At 72.1% G+C, this 16,092-nt stretch carries 11 protein-coding genes and 2 pseudogenes; 3 read left to right on the top strand and 10 right to left on the bottom strand.

What is annotated here, in order from left to right; all coding sequences use genetic code 11:
• Window positions 1–34: 34 nt before the first annotated feature.
• From K1T35_RS12770 to K1T35_RS12760, 3 genes are read right to left on the bottom strand one after another with little or no spacing between them, the layout of a single operon-like run.
• The gene (locus K1T35_RS12770; protein WP_220260377.1) at window positions 35–484 is read right to left on the bottom strand and encodes a PaaI family thioesterase; all 450 of its coding nucleotides are present in this window, start codon (window positions 482–484) and stop codon (window positions 35–37) included.
• The gene (locus K1T35_RS12765) at window positions 481–1,269 is read right to left on the bottom strand and encodes an enoyl-CoA hydratase-related protein (RefSeq protein WP_220260376.1); all 789 of its coding nucleotides are present in this window, start codon (window positions 1,267–1,269) and stop codon (window positions 481–483) included. Before K1T35_RS12765 ends, K1T35_RS12770 begins: the two co-directional genes overlap by 4 nt.
• A 2-nt stretch (window positions 1,270–1,271) precedes the next feature.
• Window positions 1,272–2,486, bottom strand: coding sequence for a CaiB/BaiF CoA-transferase family protein (locus K1T35_RS12760; protein WP_220260375.1), 1,215 nt, complete (start codon window positions 2,484–2,486; stop codon window positions 1,272–1,274).
• 96 nt (window positions 2,487–2,582) lie between these two features.
• On the opposite strand from K1T35_RS12760, the gene K1T35_RS12755 reads away from it, so the two are divergent.
• Window positions 2,583–3,410, top strand: coding sequence for an IclR family transcriptional regulator (locus K1T35_RS12755; protein WP_220260374.1), 828 nt, complete (start codon window positions 2,583–2,585; stop codon window positions 3,408–3,410).
• A 1,665-nt stretch (window positions 3,411–5,075) separates the two neighbouring features.
• On the opposite strand, the pseudogene K1T35_RS12750 reads toward K1T35_RS12755, so the two are convergent.
• From K1T35_RS12750 to K1T35_RS12725, 6 genes and pseudogenes are all read right to left on the bottom strand, one after another.
• Window positions 5,076–6,456 (bottom strand): annotated as a pseudogene (locus K1T35_RS12750) (aldehyde dehydrogenase).
• Between the two features lie 133 nt (window positions 6,457–6,589).
• Window positions 6,590–8,206: a sigma-54-dependent Fis family transcriptional regulator gene (locus K1T35_RS12745; RefSeq protein WP_220260373.1), complete on the bottom strand. Its 1,617-nt coding sequence runs from the start codon at window positions 8,204–8,206 to the stop codon at window positions 6,590–6,592.
• Window positions 8,207–8,274: 68 nt separating this feature from the next.
• Complete coding sequence (locus K1T35_RS12740; protein ID WP_220260372.1) at window positions 8,275–9,384, bottom strand: NDMA-dependent alcohol dehydrogenase; 1,110 nt, start codon at window positions 9,382–9,384, stop codon at window positions 8,275–8,277.
• A gap of 96 nt (window positions 9,385–9,480) precedes the next feature.
• A complete protein-coding gene (locus tag K1T35_RS12735) occupies window positions 9,481–10,281 on the bottom strand; it encodes an IclR family transcriptional regulator (protein ID WP_220260371.1) in 801 nt (266 codons plus the stop codon).
• Window positions 10,282–10,288: 7 nt separating this feature from the next.
• The gene (locus K1T35_RS12730) at window positions 10,289–11,509 is read right to left on the bottom strand and encodes an MFS transporter (protein ID WP_220260370.1); all 1,221 of its coding nucleotides are present in this window, start codon (window positions 11,507–11,509) and stop codon (window positions 10,289–10,291) included.
• A gap of 37 nt (window positions 11,510–11,546) precedes the next feature.
• The gene (locus K1T35_RS12725) at window positions 11,547–13,088 is read right to left on the bottom strand and encodes a bifunctional 3-(3-hydroxy-phenyl)propionate/3-hydroxycinnamic acid hydroxylase (RefSeq protein ID WP_220260369.1); all 1,542 of its coding nucleotides are present in this window, start codon (window positions 13,086–13,088) and stop codon (window positions 11,547–11,549) included.
• A 91-nt stretch (window positions 13,089–13,179) separates the two neighbouring features.
• On the opposite strand from K1T35_RS12725, the gene K1T35_RS12720 reads away from it, so the two are divergent.
• The gene (locus K1T35_RS12720) at window positions 13,180–14,139 is read left to right on the top strand and encodes an amidohydrolase family protein (protein ID WP_220260368.1); all 960 of its coding nucleotides are present in this window, start codon (window positions 13,180–13,182) and stop codon (window positions 14,137–14,139) included.
• On the opposite strand, the gene K1T35_RS12715 is transcribed toward K1T35_RS12720, so the two are convergent.
• Window positions 14,129–14,977 carry a helix-turn-helix transcriptional regulator gene (locus tag K1T35_RS12715; protein ID WP_220260367.1) on the bottom strand — a complete coding sequence of 283 codons (849 nt, stop codon included), beginning with the start codon at window positions 14,975–14,977 and terminating at the stop codon, window positions 14,129–14,131. The genes K1T35_RS12720 and K1T35_RS12715 overlap by 11 nt on opposite strands.
• Before the next feature lie 101 nt (window positions 14,978–15,078).
• Between K1T35_RS12715 and K1T35_RS12710 the strand changes: the two are divergent.
• Window positions 15,079–16,085: pseudogene (locus K1T35_RS12710) on the top strand (aldo/keto reductase).
• The last annotated feature ends 7 nt before the right edge of the window (window positions 16,086–16,092 follow it).

The following is a 16,092-nucleotide window of genomic DNA, read 5'->3' as shown; positions in this document are numbered from 1 at the left end:
CTCCCTTCCCGGCGCCGGTGCCGGAGTGCGGGGTCTACGTGCTGGGATTCGGGTCGAGCCGGTGCCACGAACCGGCAGCGAACGCCACGAGCCGGTCCTCGTCGTCGGTGAGGCGGGACTCCATGTGCACGAGCCTGCGACCGGCGTTGAGGATCGCGGCGGTGCAGCGGCCTGGGCCGGTGAGCGGCCGGAAGAACCGCAGGTTCATCTCGATCGTCACGGCGGTCGAGAGGAAGTGGTGGCACAGGTGCCCCATGGACACGTCCATCGCCGTGGCGATCACGCCGCCGTGCATCGAGCCCTGCGGGTTGCACAGGTGGGCGGCGTAGGGCAGCACGACGGTGCAGGTCCGGGCCTCGTCGTCGTAGGAGATGCCGAGGTCGAGGAAGCGAGCCAGGAAGAAGGCGCCGAACTCGGGACGGGCCTCGGCCGCCGCCTCCGCGGCCCGTGCCACGGCGGGATCGGCCGTCATGTCGGTGCTCACGTCCACGTGAACCGCGGCGGGCGCTTCTCCAGGAACGCGCGCACGCCCTCGGCGTAGTCGGCGGTGTCGAACGAACCGTTGCGGATCGCCGTGGTCTCCGCGTCGTCGGCGAGCTGGCCCGCCACGACCCGGCGGACCATCTCCTTGCCCTTCCGCACGCTGTACTGCGCCCGCGTCGTGACGACCTCGGCGAACGCGTAGGTGGTGGTGGCGAGGTCGTCGGTGGGCACGACCTCGTCGAACAGGCCGAGCTGCAACGCACGATCGGCCGGGATCTGCTGGCCCGAGACGAGGATCCAGGTGGCGCGCGACGGCCCGGCGAGGTCGACGAGGCGCCGCGTCGACTCGAGGCTGTAGACGAGGCCGAGCTTGGAGGGGGTGATCGCGAAGCGGGCGCGGTCGTCGGCGAACCTCAGATCGCAAGCGAGGGCGAGCCCTGCCCCGCCGCCGATGCAGTAGCCGTGGACCATCGCGATCGTCGGCTTCACCATGCCGTCCAGCGCGCGCTCGGCCGCCGCGACGTGCTCGTTGTAGCGGCGGGCGCGTTCGGCGTCGCCGCGCTCGCGTTCGAACTCCGCGATGTCCGCGCCCGAGGCGAAGGCCTTCTGCCCGGCGCCGCGCAGCACGACGACCTTCACGTCCGGGTCGGCGTCGAGCCCGGCGAGCAGGCCGGGGAGCTCCCGGTACATGTCGATGGTGATCGCGTTGTGGCTCTGGGGCCGGTTGAGCACCACGGTGGCGACGCCGTCCGGCCCGGCGCGTTCGATGAGGATCTGGTCGGACATGATCAGGATGCTTGCCTTTCCGGGTGGGCGTCGTAGGCCACGCCGCTCGCGAACAGCTCGGCCACCTCGGCGTCGCCGATCCCGCTGTCGCGCAGCACCTGCGCGGTGTGCTGGCCGAGCCACGGCGCGGGGCCGCGCACCCGGAAGTCGAGGCCGGAGAACTTGGTGGGCGGCGCGATCGTGCGCATCGGCCCGATGATCGGGTGCTCCTGCTCGACGATCATCCCCCGCTCGATGACGTGCGGATCGTCGAGCGCCTCGGCGTAGGTGAGCACCGGGCCACCCGGCACGCCTGCCCGGTCGAGGCGCTTGATCCACTCATCGGTGCTGAGCTCGGTGGTGATCCGCTCGATCTCGACCTCGAGCTCGTCGATGTGCGCCATCCGGTCGGGAAGCGTGGTGAACCGGGGGTCGGTGAGCCACTCGGGCCGGTCGAGCACGCCCGTGACCAGGCGCTGCCAGAGCCGGTCGTTGTTGGCGCCCATCGTGACGTAGCCGTCGGCGGTGCGGTACGCCTGGTACGGCGTGGACCGCCGGTGCCGGGTGCCCGTGGCCGCGGGCTCCTCGCCCCCGCCGAACCACGCGCCCGACTCCCACACCGTCCATGCGAGGCCCGCGTCGACCAGCGAGATGTCCAGGTACTGCCCCTCGCCGGTGTGGGACCGCTGGAGGTGCGCCGCGAGCACGGAGTAGATCGCGGTGGCTCCGGCCGCGATGTCGTTGATCGCGATGCCGACCTTGACCGGCCTGCCTCCCGGTTCCCCGGTCATGCGCATGAGGCCGACGGCGCCCTGGGCCATGATGTCGAAGCCCGGGCGGTCGCGGTACGGCCCGGTCTGGCCGAAGCCGCTGATGGAGCAGTAGATGACGTCGGGCCGGACCGCCTTCACGGCCGCGTAGTCGATGCCGAGGCGGCGCACCACGCCGGGGCGGAAGTTCTCGATCACCAGGTCGGCGCCCGCGGCAAGGCGGAGGAAGAGCTCGCGCCCTCGGTCGGTCTTGAGGTCGAGCGAGATGCTGCGCTTGCTCCGGTTGGGCATCGCGAAGGGGTAGCTCTCGCCTTCCACCTTCGGCGCGAGCCTGCGGGAGTCGTCACCCGTGACCGGCTGCTCGACCTTGATCACGTCGGCGCCCAGCTCGGCCAGCACCATCGTGCAGTACGGCCCGGAGAGGAACCGGGTCAGGTCGAGGACGCGGAATCCGTCGAGCGGGAGCACCTTACCGCCTTTCCCGTATCACGGGATATCATCCCGTGTTATGGAAACCCTACGATCCGTCCTGGACGTGGTCAAGGCTCGGGCAGCGGAGGAGCGGTGAGCACGGAGGCAGCGGACGCCCCCACGCGGGCAGGCGTCCAGTCGATCGACCGGGCGGTCGCGATCCTGCGCTGCTTCGACGCGCGCCGCCCCGAGCTGGGTATCAGCGAGATCGCCCGCATGACGGGCCTGTCGACGAGCACCACCCACCGGCTGCTCGCCGCGATGCAGAGCAACAGCCTGGTGCGCCAGACCCCGGGCCGCCGCTACGGCCTCGGGCCGCTGCTCGTGCAGCTCGCGCGCAGCGGAGCCGTGCCCACCACGCTGCGCGACGCGGCGCTCCCGTTCCTTCGTGCGCTGCGGGACGAGATCGACGAGACCGTCGCCGTGCACGAGCTGCTACCCACGGACGAACGTGCCGTCATCGACCAGGTGGAGAGCCACCAGTCGCTGCGGCGCACCTACACCGACATCGGCGTGCCGCTGGCCCTGCCGCACGGCGCCCCGGGCAAGGCGATCCTCTCGATGCTGCCCCCCGACCGGCAGGAGCGCTGGCTCTCCCGGCCGATCCCGGCCGCCACGCCCCGGACGGTCACCGACCCCGGCGAGCTGCGCGCCCAGCTCGCCACGATCCGCTCCCGCGGCTGGGCGGAGTCGCACGCCGAGCGCTATCCCGGCATCTGGGCCGTCGCGGCCCCGCTCTTCGACCACACCGGCAACGTGGTCGGGGCGCTCGGCACCTCCGTGCCCGAGGTGCGGATGGACGAGCGGCGAGCCGCCGAGCTCGGCGAGCGCGTACGGGCGGTGGCGTGGGAGGTATCCGAGTCACTGGGGGCGACCACCGAAGCCGTCGCGCGCACCGTCCAGATCGCCGAGGGCGGCTGACGGTTGCCGCCGGGGGGACGCTAGGTGGCTGGTGTCTTTCGGTGGTTGGTGTCCTGGACATGAACCGGCCTTCTGACGGCGCCGCGCATGGTGCGGGGCCTGCCGGTGGTGCGCGCGGCGCCGCCAGGAGGCGGTCTCACGGATCTCCCCGGGCCGTCCCGCACCCGGTTCAGTGCGTGGGCAGCCTCCGCGGCGGCCGGTGTCGGCCCCCGCGTCCGCCAGAGGCTCGTGACGTCGGAAGTGGTGGCGGGACGACACATCTGTCGTCCCGGGACCACTCGGGGTGATCAAGGTTCGCATGATCGGCAGGAGTGGTGCCAAAGCGTCAGATCTGTCGCCCTGGCACCACTTCTGGTGATCAGGGCCACCGGAGGCCGGACCACCACGCGAAAGACACCAGCCACCTAGCAGCCGGACTTCGTGATCATTCCTCTGATCGCAGGGCTCGGGCCGCCGCTCGGCACGGCGGAGCCGCCGGCGCAACCCGTGTCGGCCGACGCAGCCCGTCGCAGGTCAGACACCCCGTCGACGGGGTGCGCCGGCCGAGAACGAGCGCGCCGGGCTCCACAGAGCCCGGGCTGGGTGGCTCGGCGAGTCTGTGATCATCAGGTCGGCGCCTTTCCCGACGCGGGGCGTCGGGTTTCGCGCCGAGCCGCTGATCACCGTCTGGGTCGCGGTGCGTTCCGCGCCCCCCGGGGATACGGCCGGGTGCCGGACGCTTTCGTGGGCGCGCCGTTCCCGGCACCGGGTAGCCCCCGGGCCTCCCCACCAGCCGCGGGGGCTGCCGTCGTAGCGATCCGGTTCACCTCAACCCTTCGCCTTCCGGGGATGGCTGGGTTGGGTGCACTACCGAATCATGTGGTTGCTCGGGCGGCCGTCCCCGACGCGGAGGCACGCCCGTCCTCGACGAGACCACCGCGGTTTGGGTGCCACGCGACTGGCTGTGGTCCCGTCGGCGCCCCCTGGCCACGCCTGGAATCTGGGGGGTGATCAGCGGAATCGATACCTGAGCTGCACCCCGGCAGCCGGTGTGTTCTGACCGGGAAGGCACCCTGCGGTTGATGTCCCGTTCCTGCTGGACCTGTGCGTGGGCCCTGTCCCTGGGGTGGTCTGGCCGTGATCATCCAGGAGAGCCACTGGGGGTGGAGGGTCGGGACCACAGCCAGTCGCGTGGCACCCGGCAGGACGGTCTCGTCGCAACGGGCCTGTGCCCGCGTCGGGGACGGCCGCCCACGCAACCCCACTAATCGGTAGTGCACCCAACCCAGCCACCCCGGCAAAGCGACCGGGTCGATGCAGCCGGCGGACACACACGCGAAGCCCGGACCACGGGGCGGGCGCCGGGCGACCCGGGCCGGGAACGGCGCGCCCACCGGCAGGTAACCGACCAGACCGACCCGATGGACCGACACGATCGCACCCCGGGCCGCCAGGCGCCCGGGCCGGCGGCGGGCAAGATCCGAACTATCGGGTGCCCACGGCCGCCGCTACGACCATGAGCACCCGAAACTCCAGATCATGGACGCGAAGATCACAAGTATCGGTTGCACACGGTTGTCGCCACAGCCATGAGCAACCGATACTGCGGATCATGGGCGCGGCCACCGCCGAACGGGACCCGGCAGCAGCGCCGAACACCCATGATCACAAAATCCGGCTGTAGGACTAGGCCGTGCCGAGGTACACGGACTTGAGCTGCTGGTAGTTCGCGAGCGCCTCCGGCCCGAGCTCGCGCCCGATTCCGCTGGCCTTGACTCCGCCGAAGGGCGCGGTCGGATCGGGCAGGTACGTGTTGACGCCGATCGTGCCGGTCTGCACCCGCTTGGCCACGGCCACGCCGCGCTCCGGGTCGCTCGTCCACACGGTGCCGCCCAGCCCGTAGTCGGAGTCGTTGGCGATGCGGACGGCCTCGTCCTCGTCGCCGTACGGGATCACCGACAGCACGGGCCCGAAGATCTCCTCCTGCGCGATCGTGTGGTTGTTGTCCACGTCGGCGAAGATCGTCGGTTCGACGAACCAGCCCTTACCGAGGCCGTCCGGGCGCCCACCGCCGGTGGTGACCCGCGCGCCTTCGGCTCGTCCCTTGGCGATGTAGCTCTCGACCCGCTCCCGCTGCCGCGCGCTCGCCATCGGGCCGATCTGCGTGTTCGGGTCGAGCGCGTCACCGACCCTGAGCGCCGCGGCGAACCCGGTGAACAGATCCACGATCTCGCCGTAGCGGGCCCGTGGGGCCAGTACCCGCGTGCCGAGGAAGCAGGTCTGGCCGTTGTTGAGCAGGGTCGCGGTGAACAGCTGCTCGGCGATCTTCTCCAGCTCCAGCTCCGCGTCGTCGAGCACGATCGCGGCGGACTTGCCGCCGAGTTCGAGGGTGACCGGCCGGAGCAGACGGCCGCAGGTTTCGGCGATCGAGCGCCCCGCTGCCGTCGACCCGGTGAAGGCGATCTTGTCGACGCCCGGGTGGGACACCAGGTACGCGCCGATCTCGCGGCCACCCGGGACGATGTTGATCACGCCGGCGGGGATGCCCGCCTCCACCACGGCCTCGGCAAGGAGGAATGCATCCAGCACGGTCTCGGGAGAGGGCTTGAGCACGACCGTCGCGCCCGCGGCCATCGCGGGCGTACTTGAACGCGGCCAGTGTCTGGGGGAAGTTCCACGGCACGATCGCGCCCACCACGCCGATCGGTTCGCGCCGCACGAGCGTCTGCCCGCCGAACAGGCCCGGCCGGGCTTCCTCGAACGCCGACTCCCGCGCGATGCCGGCGTAGTAGCGCAGCAGCACAGCGGGGAAGGCGCCCTCGAGCTGGCGCGCCACCGCGACCGGCATTCCGTTCTGCGCGCCGACGCGCTGGGCGAACTCCTCGGCGTCGCGTTCGATGATGTCGGCGAGGCGCTCCATCGCCGCGGCGCGGTCGGCCGGCGCCCAGTGCGCCCAGCCGTGCGGATCCTCGAAGGCGCCGCGCGCGGCGTCCACGGCGGCGTCCACATCGGACTCGTTCGCCTCCGGCACCGAGCCGATCGTGGCCTCGGTGCTGGCCGAGACCACGGTGATCCGGCCGGCAGAGCGAGGTGCGGCCCACCGGCCGCCGATCAGCAACGATTCGTAGTGCAGGTCCACAGCGGCTCCTTCGACGTCGCGCTCGAAGGAGATCGTCGCGAACCTCGGATCGCGGCGGTGTTCAACTTCTGGACACGGGCGCCACGATGCCGAACGCGCGGATCGCGTTGTAGAGCGTGGTCCTGCTGATGCCGAGACGTCGAGCCGCGTCCTTCTTGTTCCCGCCCGCGGCGCGCAGGGCCTCGACGATGGCGTCGCGTCCCGCCCGCTCCATCGGGGTGAGCAGGCGGCACCGCGCGCTGCCGCGGTAGGCCTCCGGGAGATCGCCGACGACGACGTCGCCGACCTGACGCGTCTCGGCCACCTGCCGCAGCACCGCGAGCAGCTCACGCAGGTTGCCCGGCCAGTCCTGCCCGGCCAGCGCCTCGAGCGCGCCCGGCGTGAACCGCAGTTCCCGTGGCGCGCCGAGCGCGGTGAGCATCGAGCGGACGAGCGCGGGAATCTCGTCCCGGCGATGGCGCAGCGGCCGCAGCTCGATGCGTTCCGCGCAGTGACCGGCCAGGCCCGCGTGCTCGCCGCTGAGCTCGGCGACGGGACCGCTGGTGAGCACGACCCGCCCGGTGGCCTTCGGCAGCGCGGCGGCGACCCGGCGGGCCAGCGCCTCGGGAAGCAGGTGCACGGCTTCGACCGCGACCAGCGGCGCCGTCGCCAGGAGGTCGTCCAGTGTGGCCAGCCAGACCCGCCCACCCACGACGGGCACGTCCCCCGCGTCCAGGACGGACACCGGCTCGCCCCCGGCGATGTCGTGCACGGCAGTGGTGCGGCCCGACCCGGGCTCGCCGTGGACGAGCACGGGCGCGCTCCCCCGGCGAGGCACCGTCGTTGACCACGGGACGGCGACGGGCTCGAGGACGAACACCGCACCTGTACCGCCGGGGACCCGCTCGATCGAGGCCAGCACCTCCTGTCCGGTGCCGAGCGTGAGCCGGCGCGATACCGGCAGGCCCGCCGACGCGTCGACGGCCGCGCCGCGCAGCATGGCCTGGTCGGCGGCGTCGAGCAGCTCGGTCGCGGCGGTGTTGGCCAGCAGCAGGTCGTCACCCACCGCGACCACGGGAACCGAGCGGCCGCGCCGCTGGGCGTGCTGGAAGGCGGCCAGGATCCGCTGCTCGGCCTCGCGGGCCCCGGACAGCAGGCGCTCCTCGATCCGCGCCGCCGCGCGGAGGAGGAACGGTGCGAGCAGCGGGTTGTCGTGCTCGGCGAGGCAGGTGATGTCCAGTACGCCTTCCAGGCGCCGGGTCACCGGGTGCAGCACGGGGTGGCCGTAGCAGCTGAACTTCTTGAGCGACTCGATGAAGTGCTCCTCGCCGTGGACGGCGACACCGCGGCGCACCTCGAACGTGGTGGCGATCGAGTTGGTGCCGGTCGTCTGCTCGACGAAGCGGTAGCCGGGGACGGCGCCCACCCGCTCGACACGCGGGCGCAGTGCCGGATCGCCGAAGCGGAGATCCACGAGCCGCGCCCGCCGGTCGGCGAGCATGACCGCGAAGCCGGTGCCGTCCAGGTCCTCCGCCATCTCGTCGAGCACCGGGGTGGCGGCGGTCATGAGCCGGCTGCGCCGGTCGACGTCCTCGATGCCGAGGTGGCCGACCGGCGCGCCGGGGTCGAGGCCGCTCATCGCGGCCCGGCGCCATGACAGGGCGATCACCGGCCTCAGCTGCGGACCGGCGACTCCCATGGCGGACCCCTTCGTCCCTGGACAGGGTCCGCACATTCTACTTAAGATGCGCGCCGCGTGAAGAAATATTAGAACGTGATCACTCCGCGGAGGTTGTGCCCGTCCCGCATGTCCTGGTAGCCGGCGTTGACGTCCTCCAGCTTGTAACTGCGGGTGGCCAGCTCGTCGAGCTTGAGCTTGCCGTGCCGGTACAGGTCGAGCAGCCGTGGGATGTCACGACGCGGGTTCGCCGTGCCGAACAGCGAACCGACCACCCGCTTCTCCATCAGGACGAGGTCGAGCGCGGACATCGAGACCGTCGTCTCGGTGGCCTCGTGCAGGTTGGTCACCACGACCGTGCCGCGCTTTGCGGTCATGGCCAGGCTCTTCGCGATCTGCTCGCCGGTGCCGACGCCCATCGTGTTGACCACGACGTTGGCACCGCGCCCATGGGTGAGCCCGGCGACGAGCTCGGTCGCCTCCTCGCTCGTGGCGACGGCGTGGGTGGCGCCGAACTCGATCGCCTTCTGCCGCTTGAACTCGACCGGGTCGACGGCGACCAGGAACTCGGAGCCGGCGAGCGCCGCGCCCTGCACCGCGTTGATGCCGATGCCGCCAACGCCCACGACCACGGTGGTGTCGCCGGGTTTCACGCCGCCCGCGTTGACCGCCGAACCCCAGCCCGTCACAACTCCGCAGCCGAGGAGGCACGCCTTGTCCAGCGCGACGTCCCCGTCGATCTTGATGCAGTTGGCCTCGCTGACCACGGTGTGCCGGGCGAAGGTGCCCAGCAGGCACATCAGGCCGAGGTCCTGCCCACGGGCGTGGTGGCGGGCGGTGTGATCGCTGATCTGGGTGCCCGCACCGAGGTGCGCGCCGAGCTCGCACAGGTTCTGCATGCCCGTCGAGCACGCCGCGCACCGGCCGCACGACGGGAGGAACCCGAAGATCACGCGGTCTCCCGGCTCGAGCCAGTCGACTCCGGCGCCGGTCTCGAGGATCGTGCCCGCGCCCTCGTGCCCGCCGATCATCGGCAGCGGCCATGGCAGGTCGCCGGTGAGCACGTGCTCGTCGGAGTGGCACAGCCCGCTGCCGCCCAACTCGACAAGGACCTCGCCTGCCTTGGGCGGGTCGAGGTCGACCTCCTCGACACTCCAGGGCCCACCGCGTTCCCACAGCACTGCCGCGGTCGTCTTCATCGACATGTCCTCCGTGCTCGCTGACCGGTTGCGGGAGAGCCTCCCGGCATCTGGCAGCGGTGCGTGTTCAGATCCTGGACACGATCGACATCGGCGTCAGGCGCCGCTCGCCCGGCTGGTGGGGCCTGCGTGTCCCAGCTCGGCCGACATCGTCGCCGTGGTGTGGATCAGCTCGGCGGTCACGTCCCTGAGCACGGTCTCGGTCGCCTGCCGGGCAGGCATGGCGATGGCGACGACCAGTGGAAGTGACTCGCCCGCCGCGAACACGGGCGCGGCGACCGAGGTGACGCCGGGAATGACCCCGCCCGAGGTGACGGCGGCACCGGTGCTGCGGACCTCGGCGCGGATCCGGTCCAGCTCGTCCTCGGCGGGGATCGCGTGTCCTCCCGACGTGAGCTCGCCGCGGACGACGGGTCCGGTGAGGATCTCGGGAAGGTACGTGAGGTACACCCGACCGACCGACGAGGACAGCATGGGCAGCGTCGCACCGACCCGCACCGTGATCGGCAGCGCGTGAGCGCCGTAGTCCCAGCGCACGACCACCGGGCCGCCCTCCCCCCACACCGCGAGGTTCACGGCGTGGGTGGTGCGGTCCCGCAGACCCGGCAGGAACTCCGATGCGAGCCCGACCTCGTCCATGCGGCGCAGAGCCTCCATACCGAGCCGCCGCATGGACGGGCCGAGGTCGTAGAGGCCGGAGCTGCGGGACTGGCTGACGAGACCGACCCGGCTCAGGCTCACCAGGTAGCGGTGGGCCTTGCTCGCGCCCATGCCGGCGGCCGCGGCGATCTGGGTGAGGCTCATCGGCCCCAGCCCCTGCTCGAGGGCCTGCAGCACGGTCATCGCGATCTCGACCGACTGGATGCCCTGCCTCGCGTCGGAGTCCCCGGCTACCACGGGCGAACTATACGTAGCCGGGCTCAGCCGCCGGGGTGGCGCGGGGCGCCCGGATGATCGGCACGAGCGCCGCGAGGGTCGCGCCGAGCACACCCGGGACCGCGAACAGGTAGAAGTTCCACTGCACGCCCAGACCCGAGGACAGGATCCAGGCGCCCAGCACCGGCCCGGTGATCGCGCCGAGCCTGCCGACCGACAGCGCCCAGCCGATCGCCGGTCCGCGCAGCGCATCGGAGTAGCGGGTGACGACGAAGGCGTTGGTCAGCACCTGGGATCCGATGAATCCGAGTCCGCTGACGAACATCAGCAGGAACAGGACCGCCAGCGCGGGCCGGGCGCTCATCAGCAGCAGTCCGGCCGAGCCGGCGAGGAACGCGACGACGACGACCGGCTTGACGCCGACCTTGTCGGCCACCCGGCCGCCCGCGACCATGCCGACCCCGGCTCCCACCCACATCGCGGCGGTCTGCAACAGGGACGAGCCCAGGGAGTACCCGGCCGTCTGCATGATCGTCGGCAACCAGGTGCTGATCCCGAAGACGAGCAGCAGCCCGCAGAAGGAGATCACCCAGAACAGCAGCGTCGCCCCGCGGACCCCGCGGGCCAGCAGCGGACGCAATCCCATCAGGTCGCCCTCGGTGCGGGCCGTGGCCTGCGACGGGGTGACAGGGCTCTCGGGCAGGAGCCGGATCGCGGCGGGGATCAGGACGGCGGCGGGGACGGCGCCGATGACGTAGATCCACCGCCATGAACTCTCCGGCAGCATCGCCGCGCCCAGCAGCGGGGCGAACAGGGCGCCTCCGGCGTAGCCGGCCATCATGATCCCGATGTTGCGGCTGCGCCGCTCCGGGGCGGACAGGTCGGCGACGTAGGCGGTGACTGTCGGCAGGACGATGCCCAGCCCGATGCCCACGACCAGGCGCGCGGCGCCGAACAGCGCGAAGGTGGGAGCGACGGCGCACACCAGCATCCCGGCGGAGAAGACGGTGGCGCCGCCGAACAACAGCCGGCGGCTGCCCAACCGCCGGATGAGCGCGGCCGACGTGGCGGCGCCGACCAGCATGCCGACGGCCACGAGTGACCCGACGGTGCCGGCGGAGACCTTGTCGGCGCCGATGCCACCGTCGGCGAGCAGGGACGGGACGGTCACGCCGTAGCAGGCGAGGTCGTAACCCTCGAGCGCGGCGAACAGCGCCGCGAGGGTGAGCATGATCCGTTGGTTGGTCATCTGTTCCTGCCTTCGTTGCCAGGTGGGAGCGTCGTGGTCAGGCCGTGCGGCGGGTGATGGTCGCGAGCGGACCGGTGGCGGCGAGCAGGTCCTCGGCCAGCGCGGTGACGCCCGTTCCGCTCGCGGTTCCGAAGACGTAGAAGTCGGGCCGGACGGCGACCGCGTCGCACCCGAGCTCGGCGAACCAGGTCGCGTACCTGCCGTCGACGTCGGCGACGAGCGGGGCTGGCCCGGCTTGCCGGCCGGGAGCGGCGACCGCGACCCCCGCGCGGCGCAGCGCGTCCAGCCGGTCCCCGAGGCGGTCGAGCGCGGCCGGAGCCACGAGGAGCTGGAACCCCGTGCCGACGACCTGGTCGAGCCGGCCGCGACGCCGCCCGTCGTCGACGATGCCCTGAACCGACAACGACCCGCCGCCGGCGGCGAGCATGCCGGGGCCCAGCCCGGGAAAGCGGATCTTGTCCGGCGCCACCGCCGCGGCGCGGCGGGCCAGCAGCTCCCGGTCGCGCGCCGCGGCGCGCTCCGGGTCGCGGATCGTCTGCAGCCTGCCGAGCTCGATGCCCTTCTCGATCACGGCACGCACGTGCGGATCGCGCTCGGTCTGGTAGGTGTCGAGCAGGGTCTCGTGGGCCTGTCCCCGCAGGACGAGGTCGAGCTTGAACGCGATGTTCTGCGCGTCCCGCACGCCCGAGCACATGCCCTGGCCGAGGAACGGCGGCATCTGGTGCGCGGCGTCCCCGGCCAGCAACACCCGGCCGACGCGCCAGCGCTCGGCCACCCGGGAGCGAAACGTGTAGGTGGCCACCCGGATCAGCTCGGCGTCCTCCGGGTCGAGGTAGCGGCGCACCCGCGCCCACACCTTGTCCGGATCGCACTGGACCCCGAAGTCCTCCGCCGAGTCGAGCATGAAGCTGAACCGGTGGTGGCGCGGCCCGAGCGAGATGATCGATGTCGGGCCATCCGGGTCGCCGACCTGCCGAGCCGTCGGCACGGCGACCGGGCGCCGGAACCGGAAGTCGCACACCATCCACGGCTCTGCGAAGCCGAAGTCCTGCTCCGCAACCCCGAGGTGCTCGCGCACGAAGCTGTTGCCCCCGTCGCAGGCCACGACGAACGGCGCGGTCACCCGCCCGCCGCCGTCGACGGTCAGCGTCGCCCCGTCCGCGTCCTGCGACACGGCGGTGACCGGGCTGTTGTGCCGGACCTCGACCCGCGGCATCGCCCGGCAGACGCCGTCGAGGGCGTCCTCCAACTCGGGCTGGAACATCATGTACCACTCGGCCCAGCCGCAGCGGCCCGTCTCGGCGAAGTCGTGCTCGATGAGCAGCTCGCCCGCACCGTTGCGCCATTCGTAGTTCCGCTGGACGTGCAGCTTCGGGAGCAGGCCGTCGGCGATGCCGAGTGTGGCGAAGGTCCGCATCGTCTCGTCGTCGAAGATCGCCGCACGCGGGAGGTTGTAGAGCCCCGAGTACCGCTCGAGGACGACCACCCGGTGCCCGGCCCGCCCGAGCAGCGCGGCCATCGCCATCCCGACCGGGCCGTACCCGACGACCACGACGTCCGCCTGATCCGTCGCGCCCACCGCCCACCTCCACTCGCCGACGAGCCTTGACGGGGAGGACGGTAGATTTCATCATTCGTGAAGTCAATGCACGATGGTGAAGGGAATCAGGATGCGGACGATCGGTCTCGAGGAGCACTTCGTCACGCCAGAACTGGAGGGGTACGGGGCCGGCACCGCGACCGTCGCGCAGCCCGGCCGGTGGGCCGAGGCCTCGCGACGGCTGCTCGACCTCACGGGTGAGCGGCTGGAGGCGATGGACGCAGCCGGTCTCGACGTCCAGGTCCTGTCCCTGAACTCGCCGGGCATCCAGGCCGAACCGGACTTGGGCGTCGCCGTCTCGCGCGCCGCGGCCGTCAACGACCTGCTCGCGGCGACGATCGAGGCACACCCGAGCCGGTTCGCCGGCTTCGCCGCGCTACCCCTGCAGGACCCGCAGGCCGCGGCCAAGGAGCTGGAGCGCTCGGTCACCCAGCTCGGGCTCCGGGGCGCGCTGGTCAACGCCCACACCCACGGCCGCTACCTCGACGATCCAGCGCTGCGCGTCGTGTGGGAGCACGCCGAGGGCCTCGACGTCCCGCTGTACCTGCACCCGGCCAACGGCGTCGACGCCGCGCACGTCCTGTCCGGGCACCCCGAACTGATCGGCCCGATGTGGAGCTGGGGCACCGACACCGCATCCCACGCACTGCGGCTGGTCTTCGGCGGGGTGTTCGACGACTTCCCCGGGGCCAAGCTGCTGCTCGGGCACATGGGCGAGGGCCTGCCCTACGTGCTGTGGCGGCTGGACTCGCGGTGGGGCTTCCACAACCACCACGGCATCGAGCTGCATCGCGGCCTCCCCTCGGCGTACCTGCGGCACAACCTCTACATCACCACCAGCGGCGTCTGCTCCGCTCCGCCGCTGCAGTGCGCGTTGGCCGCGCTCGGCCCGGACCACGTGCTGTTCGGCACGGACTACCCGTTCGAGGAGATGGACGTGGCGACCGAGTTCCTGCGCACCGCCCCGATCGACGAGGGCGACCGGGCGAAGATCGCGCACACCAACGCAGAACGCCTGCTCAAGCTGTGAAGCTCGGAGGGAACTCCTCGACGCCGAGCACCCGCAGCAGCTCCAGCCGCTCGCGGGTATCGGCGTCCGCCGGAGTGAGCACCAGCAGCTGCTGACCATGGTCGGGAGTCACGAGGGTCTCGCAGTCCATCAGCAAGGGACCCACCCGTGGATGCAGGAAGGTCTTGCGGTCGGCGCGCCGGACCGCCACCTCGTGCTCGGCCCAGAGCCGGCGGAAGTCGGCGCTCGCGGCTCGCAACCGCTCGACGAGCCCGGCGACGTCGGCGTCGCCGGACCGGCGGCCCGCGGCTACGCGCAGGTCGGCCACGAGCGAACGGGCGTGGTGCTGGTGCTCCTCGGGCGGGCGGCCTGCGCGAGCCGCGGGTTCGGTGAACCACCGGTACACGGGGTAGCGCCGATCGCCGGAGAAGCCGGCGTGGTCTCCGGCCATCAGCACGGCCGCCCGGTTCTGGGCGAGCACCTCGCCCAGGTCGGACGCCACCAGCGCCGGGGTGTCGCCGAGCAGGTCGAGCATCCGCAGCAGGCCGGCGCGAGCCAGACGGGCCGCCCCGTCTGCGGGCGGGGGCCGGTGGCCTGCCAGGTGGAACAGGTGGTCGCGCTCGTCCTCGGACAGGCGCAGGGCCCTGGCCAGCGCGCCGAGCAGCTGGGTCGAGGGCTGGCTGCTGCGTCCCTGCTCGAGGCGCACCACGTAGTCGACGGACATGCCGGCGAGCATCGCCACCTCCTCCCGACGCAGACCGGTGGTGCGGCGGCGCGGGCCGTCGGCGATGCCGACCTCGGCCGGGCGGATCGCCTCACGGCGGCGGCGCAGGAAGTCGGCGAGCTGGTCACGCTGCACGACCCCATGCTCCCCGCGACAGGCGGCCCGATCCAGGGAGCGGCTCTCCCATGATGAACGCTCCGCTCCCGCGACGCGTCCCACCCGCACACAGTGGGGACATGATTCAGACACGAACCCTCGGCCGCACCGGTCCGGTCGTCTCAGCACTGGGCCTTGGCGCGATGGGCATGTCGGGCGCGTACGGCCCGGCCGACCGTGCGGAGAGCATCGCCACCGTGCACGCCGCACTGGAGGCCGGCGTCACGCTGATCGACACCGGCGACTTCTACGGCATGGGCCACAACGAGCTGCTGCTGGCCGAAGCACTGCACGGGCGGGATCGGGACAGCTACGTGCTGAGCGTCAAGTTCGGCCAGATGCGCGGGCCGGGGTACGTGATCGGCCCGCAGGACAACCGCCCCGAGGCGGTGCGGTACTTCCTGGCCTACTCGCTGACCCGACTCGGCGTCGACCACATCGACATCTACCGCCCGGCCCGGCTGGACCCGGCGGTGCCGATCGAGGAGACGGTGGGCGCGGTCAAGGAGATGATCGACGCCGGGTACGTGCGCCACCTCGGCCTCTCGGAGGTCGACGCGGCGACGATCCGTCGGGCCCACGCCGTGCACCCGGTGGCCGACCTGCAGGTCGAGTACTCGCTGCTGTCCCGCGCCGTGGAGGCCGAGGTCCTGCCACCCTGCGGGAGCTGGGCATCGGCCTGACCGCGTACGGGGTCCTTGGCCGCGGCCTCATCTCCGGGCACTGGAGCGCAGGCCACGTCGCAGGCCCCGGCGACATGCGCGCCATCAGCCCGCGGTTCTCCAGCGAGAACGTGGAGCACAACCTCGCCTTGGTGGAGGCGGTGCGCCGCATCGCGGAGGCGAAGGGTTGCACCGTCGCCCAGCTGGCCATCGCCTGGGTGGCCGCGCAGGGCTCCGACGCAGGCGACGTCGTGCCGCTGGTCGGCGCCCGCACCCGAGAGCGGCTGACGGAGGCGCTGCCCGCGGCGGAGCTGGACCTCACCGCGGACGACCTCGCCGAGATCGAGAAGGCGGTGCCCGCCGGAGCGGCGCGCGGCGACCGCTACCCGTCGGCGTTCATGTCCGGCCTCGGCGTCGGCAACTGAGTCCGCC

Source organism: Pseudonocardia sp. DSM 110487, from assembly GCF_019468565.1.
Classification (GTDB): Bacteria; Actinomycetota; Actinomycetes; order Mycobacteriales; family Pseudonocardiaceae; genus Pseudonocardia.
Note: the sequence above shows the minus strand (reverse complement) of the source record. Positions and strands in the feature narration are given on the sequence as shown.